General features: G+C 47.5%; 18 protein-coding genes. 12 read left to right on the forward strand and 6 right to left on the reverse strand.

The genetic code is table 11. From position 1 onward, the window contains the following. Position 1 precedes the first annotated feature (1 nt). The 3 genes from Q384_RS00085 to Q384_RS00100 form a co-directional block, all read right to left on the reverse strand. Positions 2–901, reverse strand: a complete 900-nt coding sequence (locus tag Q384_RS00085; RefSeq protein ID WP_037585194.1) for an ABC transporter permease — start codon at positions 899–901, stop codon at positions 2–4. A gap of 310 nt (positions 902–1,211) precedes the next feature. Continuing rightward, a complete protein-coding gene (locus Q384_RS00095) occupies positions 1,212–1,829 on the reverse strand; it encodes a glutathione S-transferase family protein (RefSeq protein ID WP_037585196.1) in 618 nt (205 codons plus the stop codon). A 102-nt stretch (positions 1,830–1,931) separates the two neighbouring features. Then, positions 1,932–3,644 (reverse strand): proline--tRNA ligase, encoded by a 1,713-nt coding sequence (locus tag Q384_RS00100; protein WP_037585197.1) that lies wholly within the window; start codon positions 3,642–3,644, stop codon positions 1,932–1,934. Between the two features lie 340 nt (positions 3,645–3,984). Between Q384_RS00100 and rplU the strand changes: the two genes are divergently transcribed. The 4 genes from rplU to Q384_RS00120 all read left to right on the forward strand — a co-directional run bounded on the left by rplU (position 3,985) and on the right by Q384_RS00120 (position 6,310). Next, positions 3,985–4,293, forward strand: coding sequence for a 50S ribosomal protein L21 (gene rplU / locus Q384_RS00105; protein WP_037585198.1), 309 nt, complete (start codon positions 3,985–3,987; stop codon positions 4,291–4,293). A gap of 26 nt (positions 4,294–4,319) precedes the next feature. Further along, a complete protein-coding gene (gene rpmA, locus Q384_RS00110) occupies positions 4,320–4,592 on the forward strand; it encodes a 50S ribosomal protein L27 (RefSeq protein ID WP_037585199.1) in 273 nt (90 codons plus the stop codon). A gap of 476 nt (positions 4,593–5,068) precedes the next feature. Then, positions 5,069–5,944, forward strand: coding sequence for a DMT family transporter (locus Q384_RS00115; protein WP_037585200.1), 876 nt, complete (start codon positions 5,069–5,071; stop codon positions 5,942–5,944). Between the two features lie 15 nt (positions 5,945–5,959). Beyond that, entirely contained in the window at positions 5,960–6,310 is a 351-nt protein-coding gene (locus Q384_RS00120; protein ID WP_037585201.1) for a SpoIIAA family protein, read from the forward strand. Positions 6,311–6,392: 82 nt separating this feature from the next. On the opposite strand, the gene Q384_RS00125 is transcribed toward Q384_RS00120, so the two are convergent. Genes Q384_RS00125 through arsC form a run of 3 tightly spaced genes read right to left on the reverse strand, consistent with a single transcriptional unit; the run spans position 6,393 to position 7,864 of the window. Then, positions 6,393–6,812, reverse strand: a complete 420-nt coding sequence (locus Q384_RS00125; RefSeq protein ID WP_037585202.1) for a CopD family protein — start codon at positions 6,810–6,812, stop codon at positions 6,393–6,395. Between the two features lie 28 nt (positions 6,813–6,840). After that, complete coding sequence (locus Q384_RS00130) at positions 6,841–7,485, reverse strand: YdcF family protein (RefSeq protein ID WP_037585265.1); 645 nt, start codon at positions 7,483–7,485, stop codon at positions 6,841–6,843. A 22-nt stretch (positions 7,486–7,507) separates the two neighbouring features. Then, complete coding sequence (gene arsC, locus Q384_RS00135) at positions 7,508–7,864, reverse strand: arsenate reductase (glutaredoxin) (RefSeq protein WP_037585266.1); 357 nt, start codon at positions 7,862–7,864, stop codon at positions 7,508–7,510. Between the two features lie 202 nt (positions 7,865–8,066). On the opposite strand from arsC, the gene ribF reads away from it, so the two are divergent. The 8 genes from ribF to Q384_RS00175 all read left to right on the forward strand — a co-directional run bounded on the left by ribF (position 8,067) and on the right by Q384_RS00175 (position 16,663). Next, entirely contained in the window at positions 8,067–8,996 is a 930-nt protein-coding gene (ribF, locus tag Q384_RS00140) for a bifunctional riboflavin kinase/FAD synthetase (RefSeq protein ID WP_037585203.1), read from the forward strand. A 64-nt stretch (positions 8,997–9,060) separates the two neighbouring features. Continuing rightward, a complete protein-coding gene (gene rhuM / locus Q384_RS00145; protein WP_037585204.1) occupies positions 9,061–10,062 on the forward strand; it encodes a RhuM family protein in 1,002 nt (333 codons plus the stop codon). A gap of 93 nt (positions 10,063–10,155) precedes the next feature. After that, positions 10,156–12,936, forward strand: a complete 2,781-nt coding sequence (ileS, locus tag Q384_RS00150; protein WP_037585205.1) for an isoleucine--tRNA ligase — start codon at positions 10,156–10,158, stop codon at positions 12,934–12,936. After that, on the forward strand, positions 12,929–13,399 hold the full coding sequence (locus tag Q384_RS00155; protein WP_037585206.1) for a copper resistance protein NlpE N-terminal domain-containing protein: 471 nt from the start codon (positions 12,929–12,931) through the stop codon (positions 13,397–13,399). Before ileS ends, Q384_RS00155 begins: the two co-directional genes overlap by 8 nt. Positions 13,400–13,672: 273 nt before the next feature. After that, positions 13,673–14,758: a glycosyltransferase gene (locus Q384_RS00160; protein ID WP_037585207.1), complete on the forward strand. Its 1,086-nt coding sequence runs from the start codon at positions 13,673–13,675 to the stop codon at positions 14,756–14,758. Positions 14,759–14,830: 72 nt separating this feature from the next. Then, the gene (locus Q384_RS00165) at positions 14,831–15,922 is read left to right on the forward strand and encodes a glycosyltransferase (protein WP_037585208.1); all 1,092 of its coding nucleotides are present in this window, start codon (positions 14,831–14,833) and stop codon (positions 15,920–15,922) included. Positions 15,923–15,994: 72 nt separating this feature from the next. Then, the gene (locus Q384_RS00170) at positions 15,995–16,270 is read left to right on the forward strand and encodes a type II toxin-antitoxin system HigB family toxin (RefSeq protein WP_211251058.1); all 276 of its coding nucleotides are present in this window, start codon (positions 15,995–15,997) and stop codon (positions 16,268–16,270) included. 18 nt (positions 16,271–16,288) lie between these two features. Continuing rightward, entirely contained in the window at positions 16,289–16,663 is a 375-nt protein-coding gene (locus Q384_RS00175) for a helix-turn-helix domain-containing protein (protein WP_037585209.1), read from the forward strand. The last annotated feature ends 56 nt before the right edge of the window (positions 16,664–16,719 follow it).

Consider the following 16,719-nt stretch of genomic DNA (forward strand, 5'->3'; position numbering starts at 1 on the left):
ATTAAGACACCTGTTTCAATTTCGGATCTAAAGCGTCGCGCAAGCCGTCGCCTGCCAAGTTAATGGATAAAGCCGACAAGAAAATCGCCAAGCCCGGCCAAATGGCGAGCCACACATTGCTTTGAATGTATTGCCGTGCCGTACCGAGCATTGCTCCCCATTCGGCATCGGGCGGCTGAACGCCGAAACCCAAGAAACCAATCGCACCCGCGTCCAAAATTGCCGATGAAAAAATCATGGTGGCTTGCACAATTAAGGGTGCCATGCAGTTGGGCAGAATGGTGATGAATAGCAGACGTAGCGTGCCCGCGCCCATAATGCGCGAAGCGGTTACGTAATCCCGCTGCAATTCCACCATAGCGGTAGCGCGGGTGAGGCGGATAAAGGGCGGCATGCACACCAATGAAATGGTGATGATGGTATTGGTCATCGACGGGCCCAAAATGGCGGCGATAATCACTGCCAGCAATAAACCGGGATAAGACATCAGGACATCGTTTACCAGCATCACCACTTTGCCCCAGAGCTTCGGCCAAAAAGCAGCAGACAGCCCCAAGCTGACGCCGGTAATCATTGCCAAAAAAGTGGCGCACAAGCCGATAAATAAGGAGTAGCGCGCACCGTACATCAGCCGCGATAAAGTATCGCGGCCGGCATCGTCCGTGCCCAGCGGGAACATGGCAGTGCCGCCCTCTAAAAAAGCGGGCGGCAATTGTTCTTGTCCTGAAAACAATTCAAAAGGATCGTGCGGTGCGAGCCACGGTGCGGCTAAGGCAATCACAATCATGCCTGCCAATACCAATAAACCCAATACCGCGCCTTTATTGCGGAAAAAAGTACCGATAAATAATTGCCATTGCGCGGGCGGTTTGGGCGCGGCAATGGTTTCGGAAACGGTCATGTTGGTTGTTCCTGTATTTTTATTCCCGACAGTAAAAGGTTTCGGGGTTTGAAACAAACCGATTGCAACAAACTGCATTTTAAATGAAACCAAAAAGGCGGTTTGTTGTCTCCGGTAACAAAAATCTGCCGTTGTTTTCTGTACGGCAAAAAATCAGATTGGCTTTTGTGAAGATTACGGGCAATCAACGCGCCAAATAATAAATTGATTTTTTTATAATTTATCAATCAGCTTACGGGCAGGCTGCCTGAAAAACACACAAAAATTTTCAGGCAGCCTGTTTGTTCCACCGTTCACTGTTTGTTGTTGGTTAAATCAAACCCTGCTGCTTTAACACGGTTTGTACGCCTGCATTGTTTTCCACGCGTTGATAAAAAGCGGGTAAATGTGCATATTGGCTTAAATCAATGCGTAAAGATTCAGCCCATCGCAGCGTGGTGTAAACGTAAACATCGGCAGCGGTGATAACAGAACCGCTGAGATAGTCGCTGTTGGCCAATGCGTTGTTGATTGACGCATACAAGCCAATCACTTTGGCTTTGGCTTTTTCTTTAAATTTGGCTTGTGCGTCATCGCCGTCGGCAAGGCGAGCGGCACCGAAAATCAAACCGATGGCAGGGTGCAAATCACTGTTGGCAAACGCCAGCCACTGACGCGCCCGTGCTTGTGAACGCGCATCGCCGCCGCCGTGAATGTTTGCTTGCGGCACGAGGTCGTTCAGATAATCAATAATGGCGGTGTTTTGGGTTAAAGTCCAATCACCGTCCACCAATAAAGGCACTTGCCCTTGTGGATTGAGTGCCAAATATTCAGGTGATTTAATGAGCTCACGGGTGGCGGCTTCGGCAACAAAATCCAAACCGGACCAAACCAAAGCAGTGTGCGGCACAATGGAACACGCGCCGGGTAAATAGTAGAGTTTCAACATAAAATTTCCTCATTGATGATGTTGTGAAAACAGTTTGAAACGGTGAAACAACAAAAAATCAAATTATTATTTTAAAAATAAGGCAGTCAGGGCAGTATTTTTTTAAATGTTTAAGGCTGCCTGAATCTTCGCTGCGGCTTCGTCCACGCCGATTGCCACTGCTTCAGTGCTGCGGCGTGCTTGATATTCTACCGTACCCGCCTGCAAGCCGCGATCGCCAATCACGATGCGGTGCGGGATGCCCAAGAGTTCGGAATCGGCAAGCAAAACGCCTGCGCGTTCATCGCGGTCGTCAAGCAAAACTTCGATACCGGCGGCGTTTAGTTGTGCATAAATTTTATCGGCAGCGGCTTTGACGGCTTCGGATTTGTGGTAATTCATCGGCACAATCACCACGCTGAACGGTGCCATGCTGTTTGTCCAGACAATGCCGCGCTCATCATGGTTTTGCTCAATGGCGGCGGCAACAATGCGGGTAACACCGATGCCGTAGCAACCCATTTCCATGATTTGGCTTTTGCCGTTTTGATCCAGATAAACGGCATTCATGGCGGCGGAATATTTGGTGCGCAACTGGAATACGTGTCCCACTTCAATACCACGTGCCAGTTTCAGGCAGCCTGTGCCGCAGGGGCTGGGGTCGCCTTCAATCACGCTGCGCAAGTCCACAAATTCGGGTTCGGCAGCATCACGCCCGAAATGAAAGCCTGTGTAGTGGTGGTCGTCTTCATTGGCACCAATCACCCAATTGCTTCCTTTTTCGGCGGCAAAATCGGCATACACTTTGCCTTTAAAGCCCACAGGACCCAAAGAGCCGCCGTTTGCCCCGAAGGCTGCCTGAATGGCTTCGGCAGAAGCAAAGGTCAGCGGGGTTTTTACATCCGCGAGTTTTTCGGCTTTGATGTCGTTGAATTGGTGGTCGCCGCGCAGCAGCAGCAATACCAAACTGCCGTCTTCTTCGCCCTCAACCACAATGGATTTCAGGGTTTGTTCAATGGGTATGGACAAAAAGGCAACCAATTCGTCAATGGTGCGCACATTGGGTGTGTGAATTTTGCTTAAAATCTGCGTGGGCGCGGCGCGGCTACCTGAAAGCGGCAGGGTGGCGGCAAGTTCCAAGTTGGCGGCATAATCAGAAGCATCGCTGTAGGCAATGATGTCCTCGCCGCTGTCTGCCAATACTTGAAATTCGTGTGAACCCGTGCCGCCGATGCTGCCGTTGTCGGCGGCAACAGGGCGGTAATTCAAACCCAAGCGGTCGAAGCTGCGGCAATAGGCGTTGTACATGTCTTGGTAGGTGGCTTGCAGCGAGGCGTAATCAGCGTGGAAAGAGTAGGCGTCTTTCATGATGAATTCGCGCGCACGCATGATGCCGAAACGCGGGCGTACTTCGTCGCGGAATTTGGTTTGGATATGGTAGAAATTCAGCGGCAATTGTTTGTAGCTTTTGATTTCGTTGCGCACAATGTCGGTAATCACTTCTTCGCAGGTAGGGGCGAAACAAAAATCACGGTTGTGGCGGTCTTTGATGCGTAGCAATTCTTTGCCGTAAAATTCCCAGCGGCCGCTTTCCTGCCACAATTCTGCCGGCTGTACGATGGGCATTAACAACTCAATGGCACCGGCGCGGTTCATTTCTTCGCGAATGATGGTTTCCACTTTGCGCAACACGCGCAAACCCATCGGCATCCATGTGTAAAGTCCGCCGGCTTCGCGTTTAATTAAGCCGGCGCGCAGCATGAGTTTGTGGCTGATTAACTCGGCTTCGGCAGGTGCTTCTTTTAAGGTTGAGATAAAAAAACGGCTGGCTTTCATGCGAAATACCTTCTGAAAATTTTTTGGCATTGTAGCGGAATAGGTACGGTAAAACCACTTTGTCGGTGCGGCGGTGGTCAGTGAGCGGCATCGGTATTGAGCGGTTTTCTTTAAAATTCAAGGATAAAAAACGGTTATTTGTTTTTTACTAAAATTAACAGAAACGAATTGTTTTTTGTTTTCTCGGGTTTTTATGTCGGTGTTTTAAATGCCTTACAGCAGGATACGACCTTATTGGTGTGTTTGTCATGTGCTTGACCTGACAAGGTAATTTCGATAAAATTACCCGTTTCGCATTATTTGTGCGAAATTTTTGAAATCCTTTTCACTGGAGTTGAGTATGTACGCGGTCATAAAAACCGGCGGTAAACAATACAAAGTTACCGTTGGCGAAAAATTGAAAGTAGAACAGATACCAGCCGAACTCGACAGCCAAATCGAACTGAACGAAGTTTTGATGATTGCTGACGGCGAAGCGGTAACGGTGGGTGCGCCCTTTATTGAAGGCGCAAAAGTAACCGCCAAAGTAGTGGCACACGGCCGCGGCGATAAAGTACGCATTTTCAAAATGCGCCGCCGCAAACACTATCAAAAACATCAGGGTCATCGCCAAAATTTCACCCAAATTGAAATCGTGGCAATCGCTTAATTTTTGAGTTTTTAAGGAGTAGTTAAATGGCAACCAAAAAAGCTGGCGGTAGCTCTAAAAACGGCCGCGATTCAGAAGCCAAACGCTTGGGTGTAAAAGCCTATGGCAGTGAATTGATTCCTGCCGGTTCTATTATCGTTCGCCAACGCGGTACTCGCTTTCACGCGGGCGACAATGTGGGCATGGGTAAAGATCATACGCTGTTTGCCAAAGTTGATGGTTATGTGGAATTCAGAACCAAAGGTGCATTAAATCGCAAAACAGTGAATGTGCTTCCTTATACCGGTGCTGATGAATAATATTTTCATTGTAAAGTGATAATAAAATCATTGTTTTTAAAAATGCTACTTGAAATAAAACATTAAAATCAAGTGGCTTCAAAAACGGAAGCTGAATTCTGTATGATGCGGAATTCAGCTTTTTTCTTAACCGAAAATCAGTCCTCAGCCTTCTGGGCGAAGTCAGCGTGTTTTTGCTTTGTAAGACCGGCAGGAAAGAACGATTAACCACAATACTGCTTTGCAGATTTGCCAAATTTTTCAGGCAGCCTGTAACTTAAAGTTTGTATTGTGTTTGTTGTTTTCTGCTGATTTGCCGATGAGCGCAAAAATAGTGATAAAATCGCTGAAAATTTGATGCTGCAAGACTTTTTGGTGATTTTTAAGCATGTTTTGCGGTATTTTTCACCACGAATAATATTTGCTTGAGTTATTTTTCAACTGCATTTTATGATCCGTATCTTATTAAAACAGACAACTTTTTGAAAAACACCTTCATGAAAAATCCGTTCTCATGGCAACTTGGTTCTGCTTGGATGGTGGTTGCCGCCTTTTTTTTCACGCTGATGGGTGTATTGGTTAAGAAAACCGCCAATGACTTCGATTTTGGTTTTTATGAATTGGTGTTTTGGCGCACGATATTTGCCGTTGTGGTTTTGGGTGTGCTGGCATTGGCTCGCGGTGACCACTTTTCGACACCGCATTGGCAGGCGCATATCTGGCGCGGTGTGGCAGGTTCTTTAGGGGTATTGCTGTTTTTTTACAGTATTGCCAATTTGTCTTTGGCAACGGCAACCACGCTCAGTTACACCTCTGCGATATTTTTGGCATTGCTTTCATGGTTGTTTTTGAAAGAAAAAATTGCGCCGATGACTTTATTGGTGTTGTTGGCGGGTTTTGTCGGCGTAGTATTGCTGCTGGGACCTTCATTTTCAGCAGGACAATCCTTGTCTGCCTTAATTGGTTTGTGTGCCGGTTTGAGCGCAGCGTGGGCGTATTTACAGGTGCGTTACTTGGCGCAGCTGGGCGAACCGAATTGGCGGGTGGTATTTTATTTTTCGGCAGTGGCGGCTTTGATGAGCGCGGCATTGAGTACCTTAAACGGCTGGCAGCCTTTAACCGCACAAAACCTGCTTTATGTGCTGGGCATCGGGCTGACTGCCACACTGGCACAGCTGGCATTAACGCAAGCGTATCGAGTGGGCAGAAAATTTGTGGTGGCGGCTTTGTCTTATCTGACAGTGGTTTTTTCTGCTTTGCTGGGTTTTATTTATTTGGGCGATACGCTGCACTGGCAAGAAGTGCTGGGTATGGGTATTATTATCGCTTCAGGCATTTTGAGCAGTGTGCGTAAAACATCAACGGTAAACTGAAACCAAGGGGACAATATGATTTCTATCCGCGAACAAAGCTATGGTTTGAATGTGGCTTTATATAATGAATTCACACTGGAAGATTTTCGCACTTTTGAAGAAGCGGTGGCGCAAAATGCAAAGCGGGTGCATCGGCCTGATATTTTGCTGGATTTATCCATGCTGAATGATTTCACCATTGACATGGCGTGGGAGCAATTGCGTTTTATGAACGACCACGGCGATGATTTCGGGCGCATTGCCATTGTGGTGGACGACATTTGGATTAAACTGGGTGCGCATATTTCCGGTTTACTCACACATCAACACCCAAAATACTTCACAGACACTGCCAAAGCACATGAATGGCTACTGGAAAGTGTCTGAATTCAGCTGAATTCAGCCGATTGGGTAAAAAAGCACAAGTTTATCGGCTTGTGCTTTTTTGTGTGTTCCATTCAAACCGCAATCAGAACGGTTTAAAAATCACCAAATACAAAGCCGCTGCCATTAATAATACGGGAACTTCATTAAACACACGATACCAGCGGTGGCTGCGCTTGTTTTGCCCGCGCTCAAAGTTTCGCAGCAGTTTCAGGCAGCCCATATTGTAGGTAAACAGCAGCAAGCCCAGCAGCAATTTCACATGAACCCAGCCGAATGACCACCAGTGATTGACAAACACAACCCACACACCCGCGATTAAAGCCAATATGCCCAGCGGTGTCATAAAACGCAGTAATTTTTGTGCCATTACCAGCAGCCGTTGGTACTCAGCACTTGCGGGTGCACTCATTGCCAAATTCACGTAAATACGCGGCAGGTAAAACAAACCGGCAAACCACGCAATCACAAAAAAAACATGAATCAATTTCAACCATAAATACATAAAAATTCCTTGATAAATAGCGGTTTAATCACCCATTACGGCGTATAAACTGCTCTGCTAACCGTATCCATTCCAGCCATTGGCTGATCATCAGCAAATAACTTTCTTCTGCCAGAAATTTCAGCTTGGATTGCCACGTTGTGTAGCGGCTGGTGGTGGTGGGCGACAGCTGGGCGTTAAGTTCCAATATTTTGGCAATATAGGCTGCCCGCGCCATATGATACGGGTCGCTCACGATAATTATCGACTCAATATTATTGTTTTCTGCCACTTCTTTGGCATTGAGCAAATTTTGATAAGTGTCGCGCGAAGTGCTTTCGTAAACCATATTGTCTTCAGGCACGCTGTGCTGCAATGCGTAATTTTTACCCACTACCGCTTCACTCAAAAAGCCTGATTTGGGTGTGCCGCCGGTGAACAATAATTTTTTTACCACACCGTTTTGATGCAGCAAAATGGCGTGATTAATGCGCTCACGAAACACGGGCGATGGTTGCTTATACCACGCCGCCGCACCCAGCACCACCGCTGCATCAGCAGGTTGTAAAGGCGTTGGGCGGCTGTGATACAGCACCAAAGCCGCGCACACTGCCAAATGGGTGAAAATCAGTAATAAGCTGATTTTCAAGCCCAGCCAAACGGCATGTAAAAATCGAGGAAACGGAGATAGCATAAAAGGGTTAATATATAAAAATTTAAGGAAGCAAACGCTCAAGATGATCCAACGGACGGGCAATCACAGCCTTGCCGCCGTAAACCACAATCGGGCGTTCAATCAGAATTGGGTATGCCACCATTGCCGCAATCAAAGCGTCCTCATCAGCCTTGTCCAAATGCTGTTCTTGATACACCGCTTCACCTGTTCGCATCATTTCACGGGCAGATTTTACGCCCAATTGGTTCAGCAGCCGATGAATTTCCGCCTCATCGGGCGTTTCTTGCAAATACGTCCGCAAGCACAGCTGTACATCGTTTTCTTGCGCATATTCTTGCAGCCGCGCCAAAGCCGCACAGGATTTCGTACAGCGCGGATTGTGATAAATCGTTATCATTGATTTGGTATCCATATCACCCATTTTAAAAGTTATCAATACTGTTTTGGATAAAGGAAAGGCGGCAAGATACCAGATTTTTCAACTTTTCAACATTAAAAAATGGCTTTCAGGCAGCCTGAAAAATCAATTAACTGCTTCGTTTATCAATGGCTTTATTCTATAATGTATCGCTTTATCAAAACTTAACTGATTAAGCTGTATGCAAATCTATTTCGGCAGTCTGCACAAACCGTTTTTTCCGCAAGGTGCGGCAGTAACCATTGGTAATTTTGACGGTGTGCATCTGGGGCATCGGCACATTGCCGAGCGTCTGAATCAAGAGGCGCGCGCACGGGGGTTGGGCAGTGTGGCGGTGGTGTTTGAGCCGCAGCCGCCGGAATTTTTCGCGGGCAAAAATCAAGGTAAGATGCCGTATCGGTTAACGCCTTTGCGCGATAAATTATTGCTGCTGGGTGATACCGATTGTTTTGATGCGGTATGGGTGCTGCGTTTTAACCAAGCCTTCGCGGCGATGACGGCAAACGATTTTATCCGCCGTGTATTGATTGACGACTTAAATACGCGTTATTTGCTGGTGGGCGATGATTTTCGTTTCGGCGCACAACGCGGCGGTGATTTTGCATTGCTGCGGCAACAAACGGCATTTACTACCGAAAATACCCCTTCAGTGTTGGTGGCAGATGTGCGCGCGTCCAGCACAGGTGTTCGCCAAGCCTTGGCAAGCGGTGATTTGGTGCGGGCAGCGCAATTGCTGGGGCATGATTATGTATTGAGCGGTCATGTGAAACACGGCGCGAAAATGGGGCGCGATTTTGGCTGCCCCACTGCCAATATTCATTTGCCGCCGCATCACTACGCCATGAGCGGCGTATTTGTTGTGGATGTGTCGTCCGATCATTTTGCACGGCGGCGCGGCGTGGCGAGTTTTGGTTTTAACCCAACGGTGTCGCAGGGATATTTACAAAAACTGGAAGCACATGTATTTGATTGGCAAGGTGATTTATATGGTCAGCGCGTCAGTGTGCATTTTCTACATAAATTGCGTGATGAAGTGAAATTTGCCGATTTGGCAGGTTTGAAAACGCAGATACAGGCGGATATGGCGGCGGCAAGGGCGTGGCAGGTGTAGGGATTGGGCATACCTCATTGTTTTACCGTGCTTCATTGCAATGACAAACAATTAAATTGAAAACATGAGCAATCAAATCATTATCTACAACAGTGAAGACGGGCAAACCAAAATAGAATTACATCGTTTGAGTGAAACGGTGTGGTTGAGCCAGCTGGAATTGGCGGAGTTGTTTCAAACCAGTAAGCAAAATATTTCCAAGCACATTCAAAGTATTTTTGCTGAGGGCGAATTAGAAGAACAAGTGGTTGTCAACCAACAGTTGACAACCACTCAACACGGCGCAATGGCAGACAAAACCCAAAGCAAAACTGTGCAGTATTACAACCTTGACATGATTTTAGCCATCGGCTATCGCGTTCGTTCCCGACGCGGTGCGGAGTTTCGGCAATGGGCGAGTACCGTGCTGAAAGAATATCTGTTGGTGGGAGCGAGTTTAAATCAAGACGTTTTGCGGGCGGAAGCGGATTACTTTAAGCAGGTTTTAGCCAAGATACGCGATATTCGCAGCAGCGAGAAAATTTTTTATCGTCAAGTATTGGATATTTTTGCCACCAGCGTGGACTACAGCGGCAAAAGTGCTGAAGCGCAAGTCTTTTTCAAAACTGTGCAGAACAAAATGATTTTTGCGGTAACGGGAAAAACTGCACCTGAACTGATTTTTGCGCGTTTAGACAGCGATAAATTGCATTTGGGTTTAAGTAGTTACCCGAAAAATTATCAGCACAAAGTTGATTTATCCGTCAGTAAAAATTATTTGAACCAAGCAGAGCTGAATCACTTGAATTTATTGGTGTCCGCTTTTTTGGATACCGCCGAGTTGCAAGCCGGTAAACGCATTCAAATGACCATGAGCGATTGGATTGCCGAAGTGGATCGTTTTTTAAGTTATCAGCGTGAAGAAATTTTAAACCACAAAGGTACGGTTTCTCGCGCCCAAGTCGAGCAAAAAATTGAACAAGAATACCTCAAATACCGCGCTCAACACCCCGACATCAGTGCTGTGGAACAGGATTATGCCCAAGCGATGAAAAAAGTATTGCAAGAAGTCAAAACCAAGAAATAATCAGTTCATAATACAGGCTGCCTGAAAAACACAAACAAATTTAATTAACCCAAAAATCTACTCAATCTCAGTTAAAAAAACAAGAGCCTCAACATGACCGACTACCGCAAAACCGTTAATCTTCTCGATACCCCGTTCCCCATGCGCGGCGATTTAGCCAAGCGCGAGGGTGGCTGGCTGAAATCGTGGTATGAACAAAAACGCTATCAAAAGCTGCGTGATGTTGCCAAAGGTCGTCCGAAATTTATTCTGCACGATGGTCCGCCCTATGCCAACGGTGATCTCCATATTGGTCATGCTGTTAATAAAATTTTAAAAGACATGATTTTGCGCAGCAAAACCTTGGCGGGTTTTGATGCGCCCTATGTGCCGGGCTGGGATTGTCATGGTCTGCCGATTGAACTCATGGTGGAAAAACTGCACGGCAAAAACATTCCCGCCACCAAGTTCCGCGAATTGTGCCGCGAATACGCCGCCGAACAAATTGCACGGCAAAAACGCGACTTTATCCGTTTGGGCGTATTGGGCGATTGGGACAATCCTTATCTCACCATGAATTTCCAAACCGAAGCAGATATTGTGCGGGTGTTGGGGAAAATTCAGGCAGCCGGATTTCTTTACCGCGGTGAGAAGCCTGTAAATTATTGCATTGAATGCGGTTCGGCTTTGGCGGAAGCCGAAGTGGAATATCACGACAAAACCTCGTCTGCCATTGATGTGGCGTTTGATTTTGTGGATACCGCCGCATTGCTGAAAGCATTTGGGCTACCTGAAAACACGGCAAACCAAGTCCGTGCGGTGATTTGGACAACAACGCCGTGGACGCTGCCGGCAAATCAAGCGGTGAGTCTTAATCCGAACGTGGTTTATCAATTGGTTGCCGCCGGTAAAGATTATTTGGTGCTGGCAAAAGACTTGGCAGAAGCGGCGTGTCAGCGTTATGGCACACCGTACACGGTATTGGCAGAAATCGATGGCTACACATTGGAAAATCTGCTGCTGCAACACCCGTTTCTGGCGCGGCAAGTGCCGATTATTCTGGGTGAACACGTTACCACCGATGCCGGTACCGGTTTAGTCCACACCGCACCCGCACACGGCATGGACGATTACTTGGTCGGTTTGCGCTATCACCTGCCGATTGACAATCCGGTGCTGAGCGACGGCACTTTCCGCAGCGACACGCCGCTGGTGGCGGGCGTGAACGTGTGGCAAGCCAATGGGCTGATTATTGATGCACTGACGCAGTCGGGTAATCTGCTTGCCAACGCCAAATTACAGCACAGTTATCCGCATTGCTGGCGGCACAAAACGCCGATTATTTTTCGTGCCACCAGCCAATGGTTTATCGGCATGGATAAAGCCGGCAACAATGGACAAACCCTGCGCAATACCGCCATGCAAGCTGTGGAAGCCACGGAATTCTTTCCGTCTTGGGGGCGGGCGCGGCTGGAAGCAATGATTGAAGGCCGCCCGGATTGGGTGGTGTCGCGCCAACGCCAATGGGGAACACCCATGACTTTCTTTGTGCATAAAGAAACGGGTGAATTGCACCCGCGTTCTCAAGAATTGCTGGAAGAAGTCGCCAAACGCATTGAAACCAAAGGCATTGAAGCTTGGTTTTCACTTGATGCCCGTGAGCTTCTGGGCGATGAAGCCGATGTTTACGAAAAGCTGAAAGACACATTAGATGTTTGGTTTGATTCAGGCAGCACCCACGCCGCCGTGTTAAGACGGCGCGAAGAATTGGCTTGGCCTGCTGACTTGTACTTAGAAGGCAGCGACCAGCATCGCGGCTGGTTTCAATCGTCTATGCTGACCGGTTGTGCCACAGCCGGCCGTGCGCCGTATAAGCAGTTGCTCACCCACGGTTTTGTGGTGGACGGTAATGGGCAGAAAATGTCGAAATCACTGGGCAATGTGATTGCACCGCAAAAAATCAACGACACATTGGGCGCGGATATTCTGCGCCTGTGGGTGGCATCTACCGATTATTCCGGCGAATTGGCAATTTCCGATGAAATCCTCAAACGCGTAACCGAAAGTTATCGCCGCCTACGCAATACCTTGCGTTTTCTGCTGGCAAACTTGAGCGATTTTAATCCGATTGAACACGCCGTGCCGCAAGAACAAATGATCAGCCTTGATCGCTATGCCTTGGTATTGGCGCGGCAGCTGCAAGAAAAACTGGCGGGCGACTACTACCCGCGCTATGCCTTTCACTATGCCGTACAAGAAATCGTGCATTTTTGTGCCGAAGACATGGGTGCGTTTTATCTTGATATTCTCAAAGACCGCCTCTACACCACCCGCACCGACAGCCATGCCCGCCGCAGTGCGCAAACCGCGCTCTATCACATCACCCGCAATCTGGTGCTGCTGATGTCGCCGATTTTGTGTTTCACTGCTGAAGAAGCATGGGACATCATTGGCGGCGGCGAAGAAGACAGCGTGTTGTTCCACACCCTGCACGACTTTCCCGTTATGCCGGCGGCGGCTGAAGCGGAATTACTGAAAAAATGGCAAGCGGTGCGCAGTGTACGCGATGCCGTAACCGCCGCCATTGAACCTTTGCGTACTGATAAAGTAATCGGCTCGTCGCTGCAAGCCGAAGCGGTGATTACCGCACCCGAACCTTTATCAGGCTACCTGAAAGCCTTGGGCAGCGAATTGCGTTTTGTATTGCTGGTGTCTAAAGTGCGTGTGGAAAACGGCACGGAATTGAGTGTAACCGCCGCCGCCAGCCAAAGCGAAAAATGTGAACGCTGTTGGCATTACACCGATGACATCGGCAGCCATGCCGATCACCCAACCCTGTGCGCACGGTGTGCAGACAATATTGATGGGCAGGGTGAGGAGCGGCATTATGCGTAGTGTGGTGTTTAAATATTGGCGGCAGTATATGCAGGGCGGCATTTTGCTGATATTGGGTGCAGTTTTATTGAGTGCTTGCCAGCCCAAAGCAGCAGATGTTGCCGATTTTCCTTTACCCGCCTTGGGCGCGGCCGTATCACCGCAAGATGCCGCCGCTTGGGTTGGTATTTACCGCGGGCAGCTGCTTTGTCCCAATTGCGATTATATTGAAGCGCGGCTGGAATTGTTTCCTGACCAACAATACCGCTTTAACAGCCGCTATGTTGGGCGCGTGGTGGGCGAATTGCCGCGTGAAATCACAGGACAATTTCACTGGCGGCCGGACGGTTTATTGCAATTAGACCAAGCGGGCGACCGCATGGTGTTTTTTGTGGACGGCAAACAGCTGCAAATGCGCGGCGAAGACGGCAAAGCCTATCCTGATGCAAAAGGGAAAGTGTGTGGTTTGGATAAACAGCATTAGTAAATCCCACTATTATATATAGTAAAATCAATAAGAAACTGAAAAATATATTGGCATAATTAACTTATTCATTTCAAAGCATCAGAACACTGTCATGGCAAGGAGCGAAGCGGCAACCCGAAAGTAAATCGTGCTGAGTATTTAATTGCTTCGCTCGCCATGATGATGTCAGCGGAACGGAATTAACTGCTGTGGCTAAAACCAAAAATAAAGGCTTGATTTTGGAAGAAAAGCCCCGCAAAATAAGTTATTATTGATTGCAAGCATGACACCATGACCGACCCCAAAACCGTTGTGTTCGCCATTTTCACCCTGCAAGGCGGGGGTGCAGAAAAGTTTGTTTTAACCTTAGCACAAGCTTTTGTACAATTGGGTTATCAAGCCCATGTGGTGGCGTTTAAAAAACACATTGACCACGCATCCGCCAGCGGCATTCATTGTCATTTTATTCCCTACCGCCCTTTACGCGCTCTGCCCAAAGGGCGCTTGCGCTATTGGCTGGCGGCTCGGCTGTTTGACCGTCATATTCGCCGCCACATCGGCACGCCCGATTTAATCGTGTCAAACTTATGGCAAGTTGATCAAATTTTACATCACAGCCGTTTGCCGAATATTGTGCATGTGCTGCACAACACCACAAGCTTGGATTATCAATTAAATAGCAAGTATCCCAAAGCCAGCATTGCCCAATTGCGTTATGTGTATGGTAAACGCCCGTTAATTGCGGTAAGCCGCGGGGTGATGTTGGATTATCAACAATACATTGACGGTCAAGCACGCATCACCACCATTTTGAACCCGATAGCGCGTGAACATATTCGTCACTTAGCACAAGTCGATAACGTTGCTTATCCATCGCCGTATTTAATTCATGTTGGTAGATTTTCACCACAAAAAGATCACGCCACCTTACTGCGAGCCTATGCCGCTTCACACCGCCTGATGCCTTTATTATTATTGGGACAGGGCAAAGAAGAGAACAATTGCCGCCGCTTGGTGCAAGAGTTGGGGATTGGTGAGCAAGTGATTTTCGTAGGTTTCCAAGCCAACCCCTACCCCTTGATTGCTCATGCCTCCGGGTTTGTATTGTCCTCTCGTTATGAAGGCTTTGGTTTGGTGATTGCCGAATCTTTGGCATTGGGCATACCCGTGATCAGCACCGATTGCCCGAGTGGTCCCAATGAATTACTGCCGCCGCATTGCTTAGTACCTGTCGGCGATATTGCCGCTTTAAGCGCGAAAATGAATGAATTGATGCAAGAGCTGGAACGCTTCAAAACCTCGTTTAACGAAGATTTATTGCCTGAAAAAGTAGCACAGCGGTATTTGGATTGGTTGCAAACCTGTCCGGTTGCCTGAAAAAATTGCTGACACGCTTACTTTGATTTAACATCAACCTCCAAACCGCTTCTCAATATAGTCATAACCATAATGTCTTCTCCCTCCTCAGCCTCAGTCGTTTTCGTGATCGCCAATCTGCACGGTGGCGGCGGTGAACGCTTTGTTTTAACCATGGCACGTGCTTTTGCGCGGCTGGGTTATCAAAGTCATATCATCACCTTTAAACCGCTTGCCGATTATTCCACCGATCAACAAGTGCATTATCACTGTCTGCACAATCCACTGGACAAATTCTTGCCCAAAGGCACTTTGCGCTATAGCTGGGCGGCGAGGGTATTGGACAACTATATCCGCCACCATATCGGCACACCTGTTTTGATTGTGTCGAATCTGTACACAGCCGACCGTATCTTGCATTACAGCAAACTGCCGAATATTGTTCATGTGTTGCACAACACTCTGTCAATAGAATACAACTTGACAGCAGACGCAAGCGGCAAACAAACCGCGTTTTTAAAACAGCTCTACGGTAATCGTCCACTGGCGGCGGTCAGCCGTGGGGTGATGGAAGATTATCTGCACCACATCAATCCCGAAGCACGGGTTAAGGCAATTTTAAACCCGATTGACCGCGATCATATTGTCGCCCAAGCGCAAACTGAAAAGTCACCGTATATGGGTGGCTATTTAATCAATGTTAGTCGCTTACATGCCCAAAAAGACCATGCCACTTTGATTCGCGCTTATGTCGCTTCTGCTCAAACCTTGCCGCTGGTGCTGGTGGGCAAAGGCGAAGAAGAAGACAATTGCCGCCGCTTGGTGCAAGAATTGGGCATTGCCGATCAAGTGATTTTCACGGGTTTCCAAGCCAACCCTTATCCTTTAATTGCCCATGCCACAGGATTTGTATTGTCTTCGCGCTATGAGGGCATGCCCATGGTGATTTTAGAAGCCTTGACATTGGGAACACCGTTTATCAGCACCGATTGCCCGAGCGGTCCCAATGAATTATTGCCGCTGCATTGCTTAGTACCTGTTGGTGATATTGCTGCATTAAGTGAAAAAATGAATGAGCTGATGCAGGAGCCTGAGCGTTTTAAAATCCCGTTTAATGAAGACTTGCTCCCTGGAAAAGTGGCATTGCGGTATTTGGAATGGGTACGACAATGTGAAGTTACCTGAAAGCCAAGTAATAAAATTCCCTCTTTGGGAATTTTATTACTATAATATATCTGTTTTCAAAGGTTTAACACAATGATTATTGTTGGCAGAAAATTATTGGAGGCATTTGCGCTCAAACACGCAGACAGCAGAAAAGCATTGAATGTGTGGATTAACTTGGTTGAAAACAGCCATTGGTACACACCACAAGATATTAAGAGCATGTATCGCAGTGTAGATTTTCTCTCGGATAATCGTGTGATTTTTAATATTCGCGACAATCATTATCGTTTGCTGGTGAAGGTGCGCTATATAAACGGCGTGGTAAAAGTGGAGTGGGTAGTACTCATGCCGAGTATGATCAATTAAAGCTGTAGGAGAGTACAGATGGATACAGTAAAAATCATTAGAACAGAAGCCGATTATGAAGCCACCGTTCAGCGACTCGAACAACTAATGGACAATAACCCGCCAACAGGAAGTGAGGAGAATGATGAGCTGGACGCATTGGCGTGTTTGCTGGAAGCCTATGAAAACAAACATTATATGATTGTGCGTGAACCGATCACGGCACTGGAAGTGATTAAGTTTCAAATGGAACAAAACGATTTAAGCCAAAAAGGCATGGAAGCCTATTTGGGTTCTCCGTCTAAAGTGTCGGAAGTCTTAAACGGCAAACGCGCTTTGAGCTTATCCATGATTAAAAAATTACACCAAGGCTTGCATATTCCTGCTGATTTACTGTTGGATATTCGGGTTTAAACCACTTCGGATTACCATTAACACCTCAAAACCGTTTAGTCCTCATTTTAAAGTTA

Source organism: Stenoxybacter acetivorans DSM 19021 (assembly GCF_000745895.1).
GTDB classification, from domain to species: domain Bacteria; phylum Pseudomonadota; class Gammaproteobacteria; order Burkholderiales; family Neisseriaceae; genus Stenoxybacter; species Stenoxybacter acetivorans.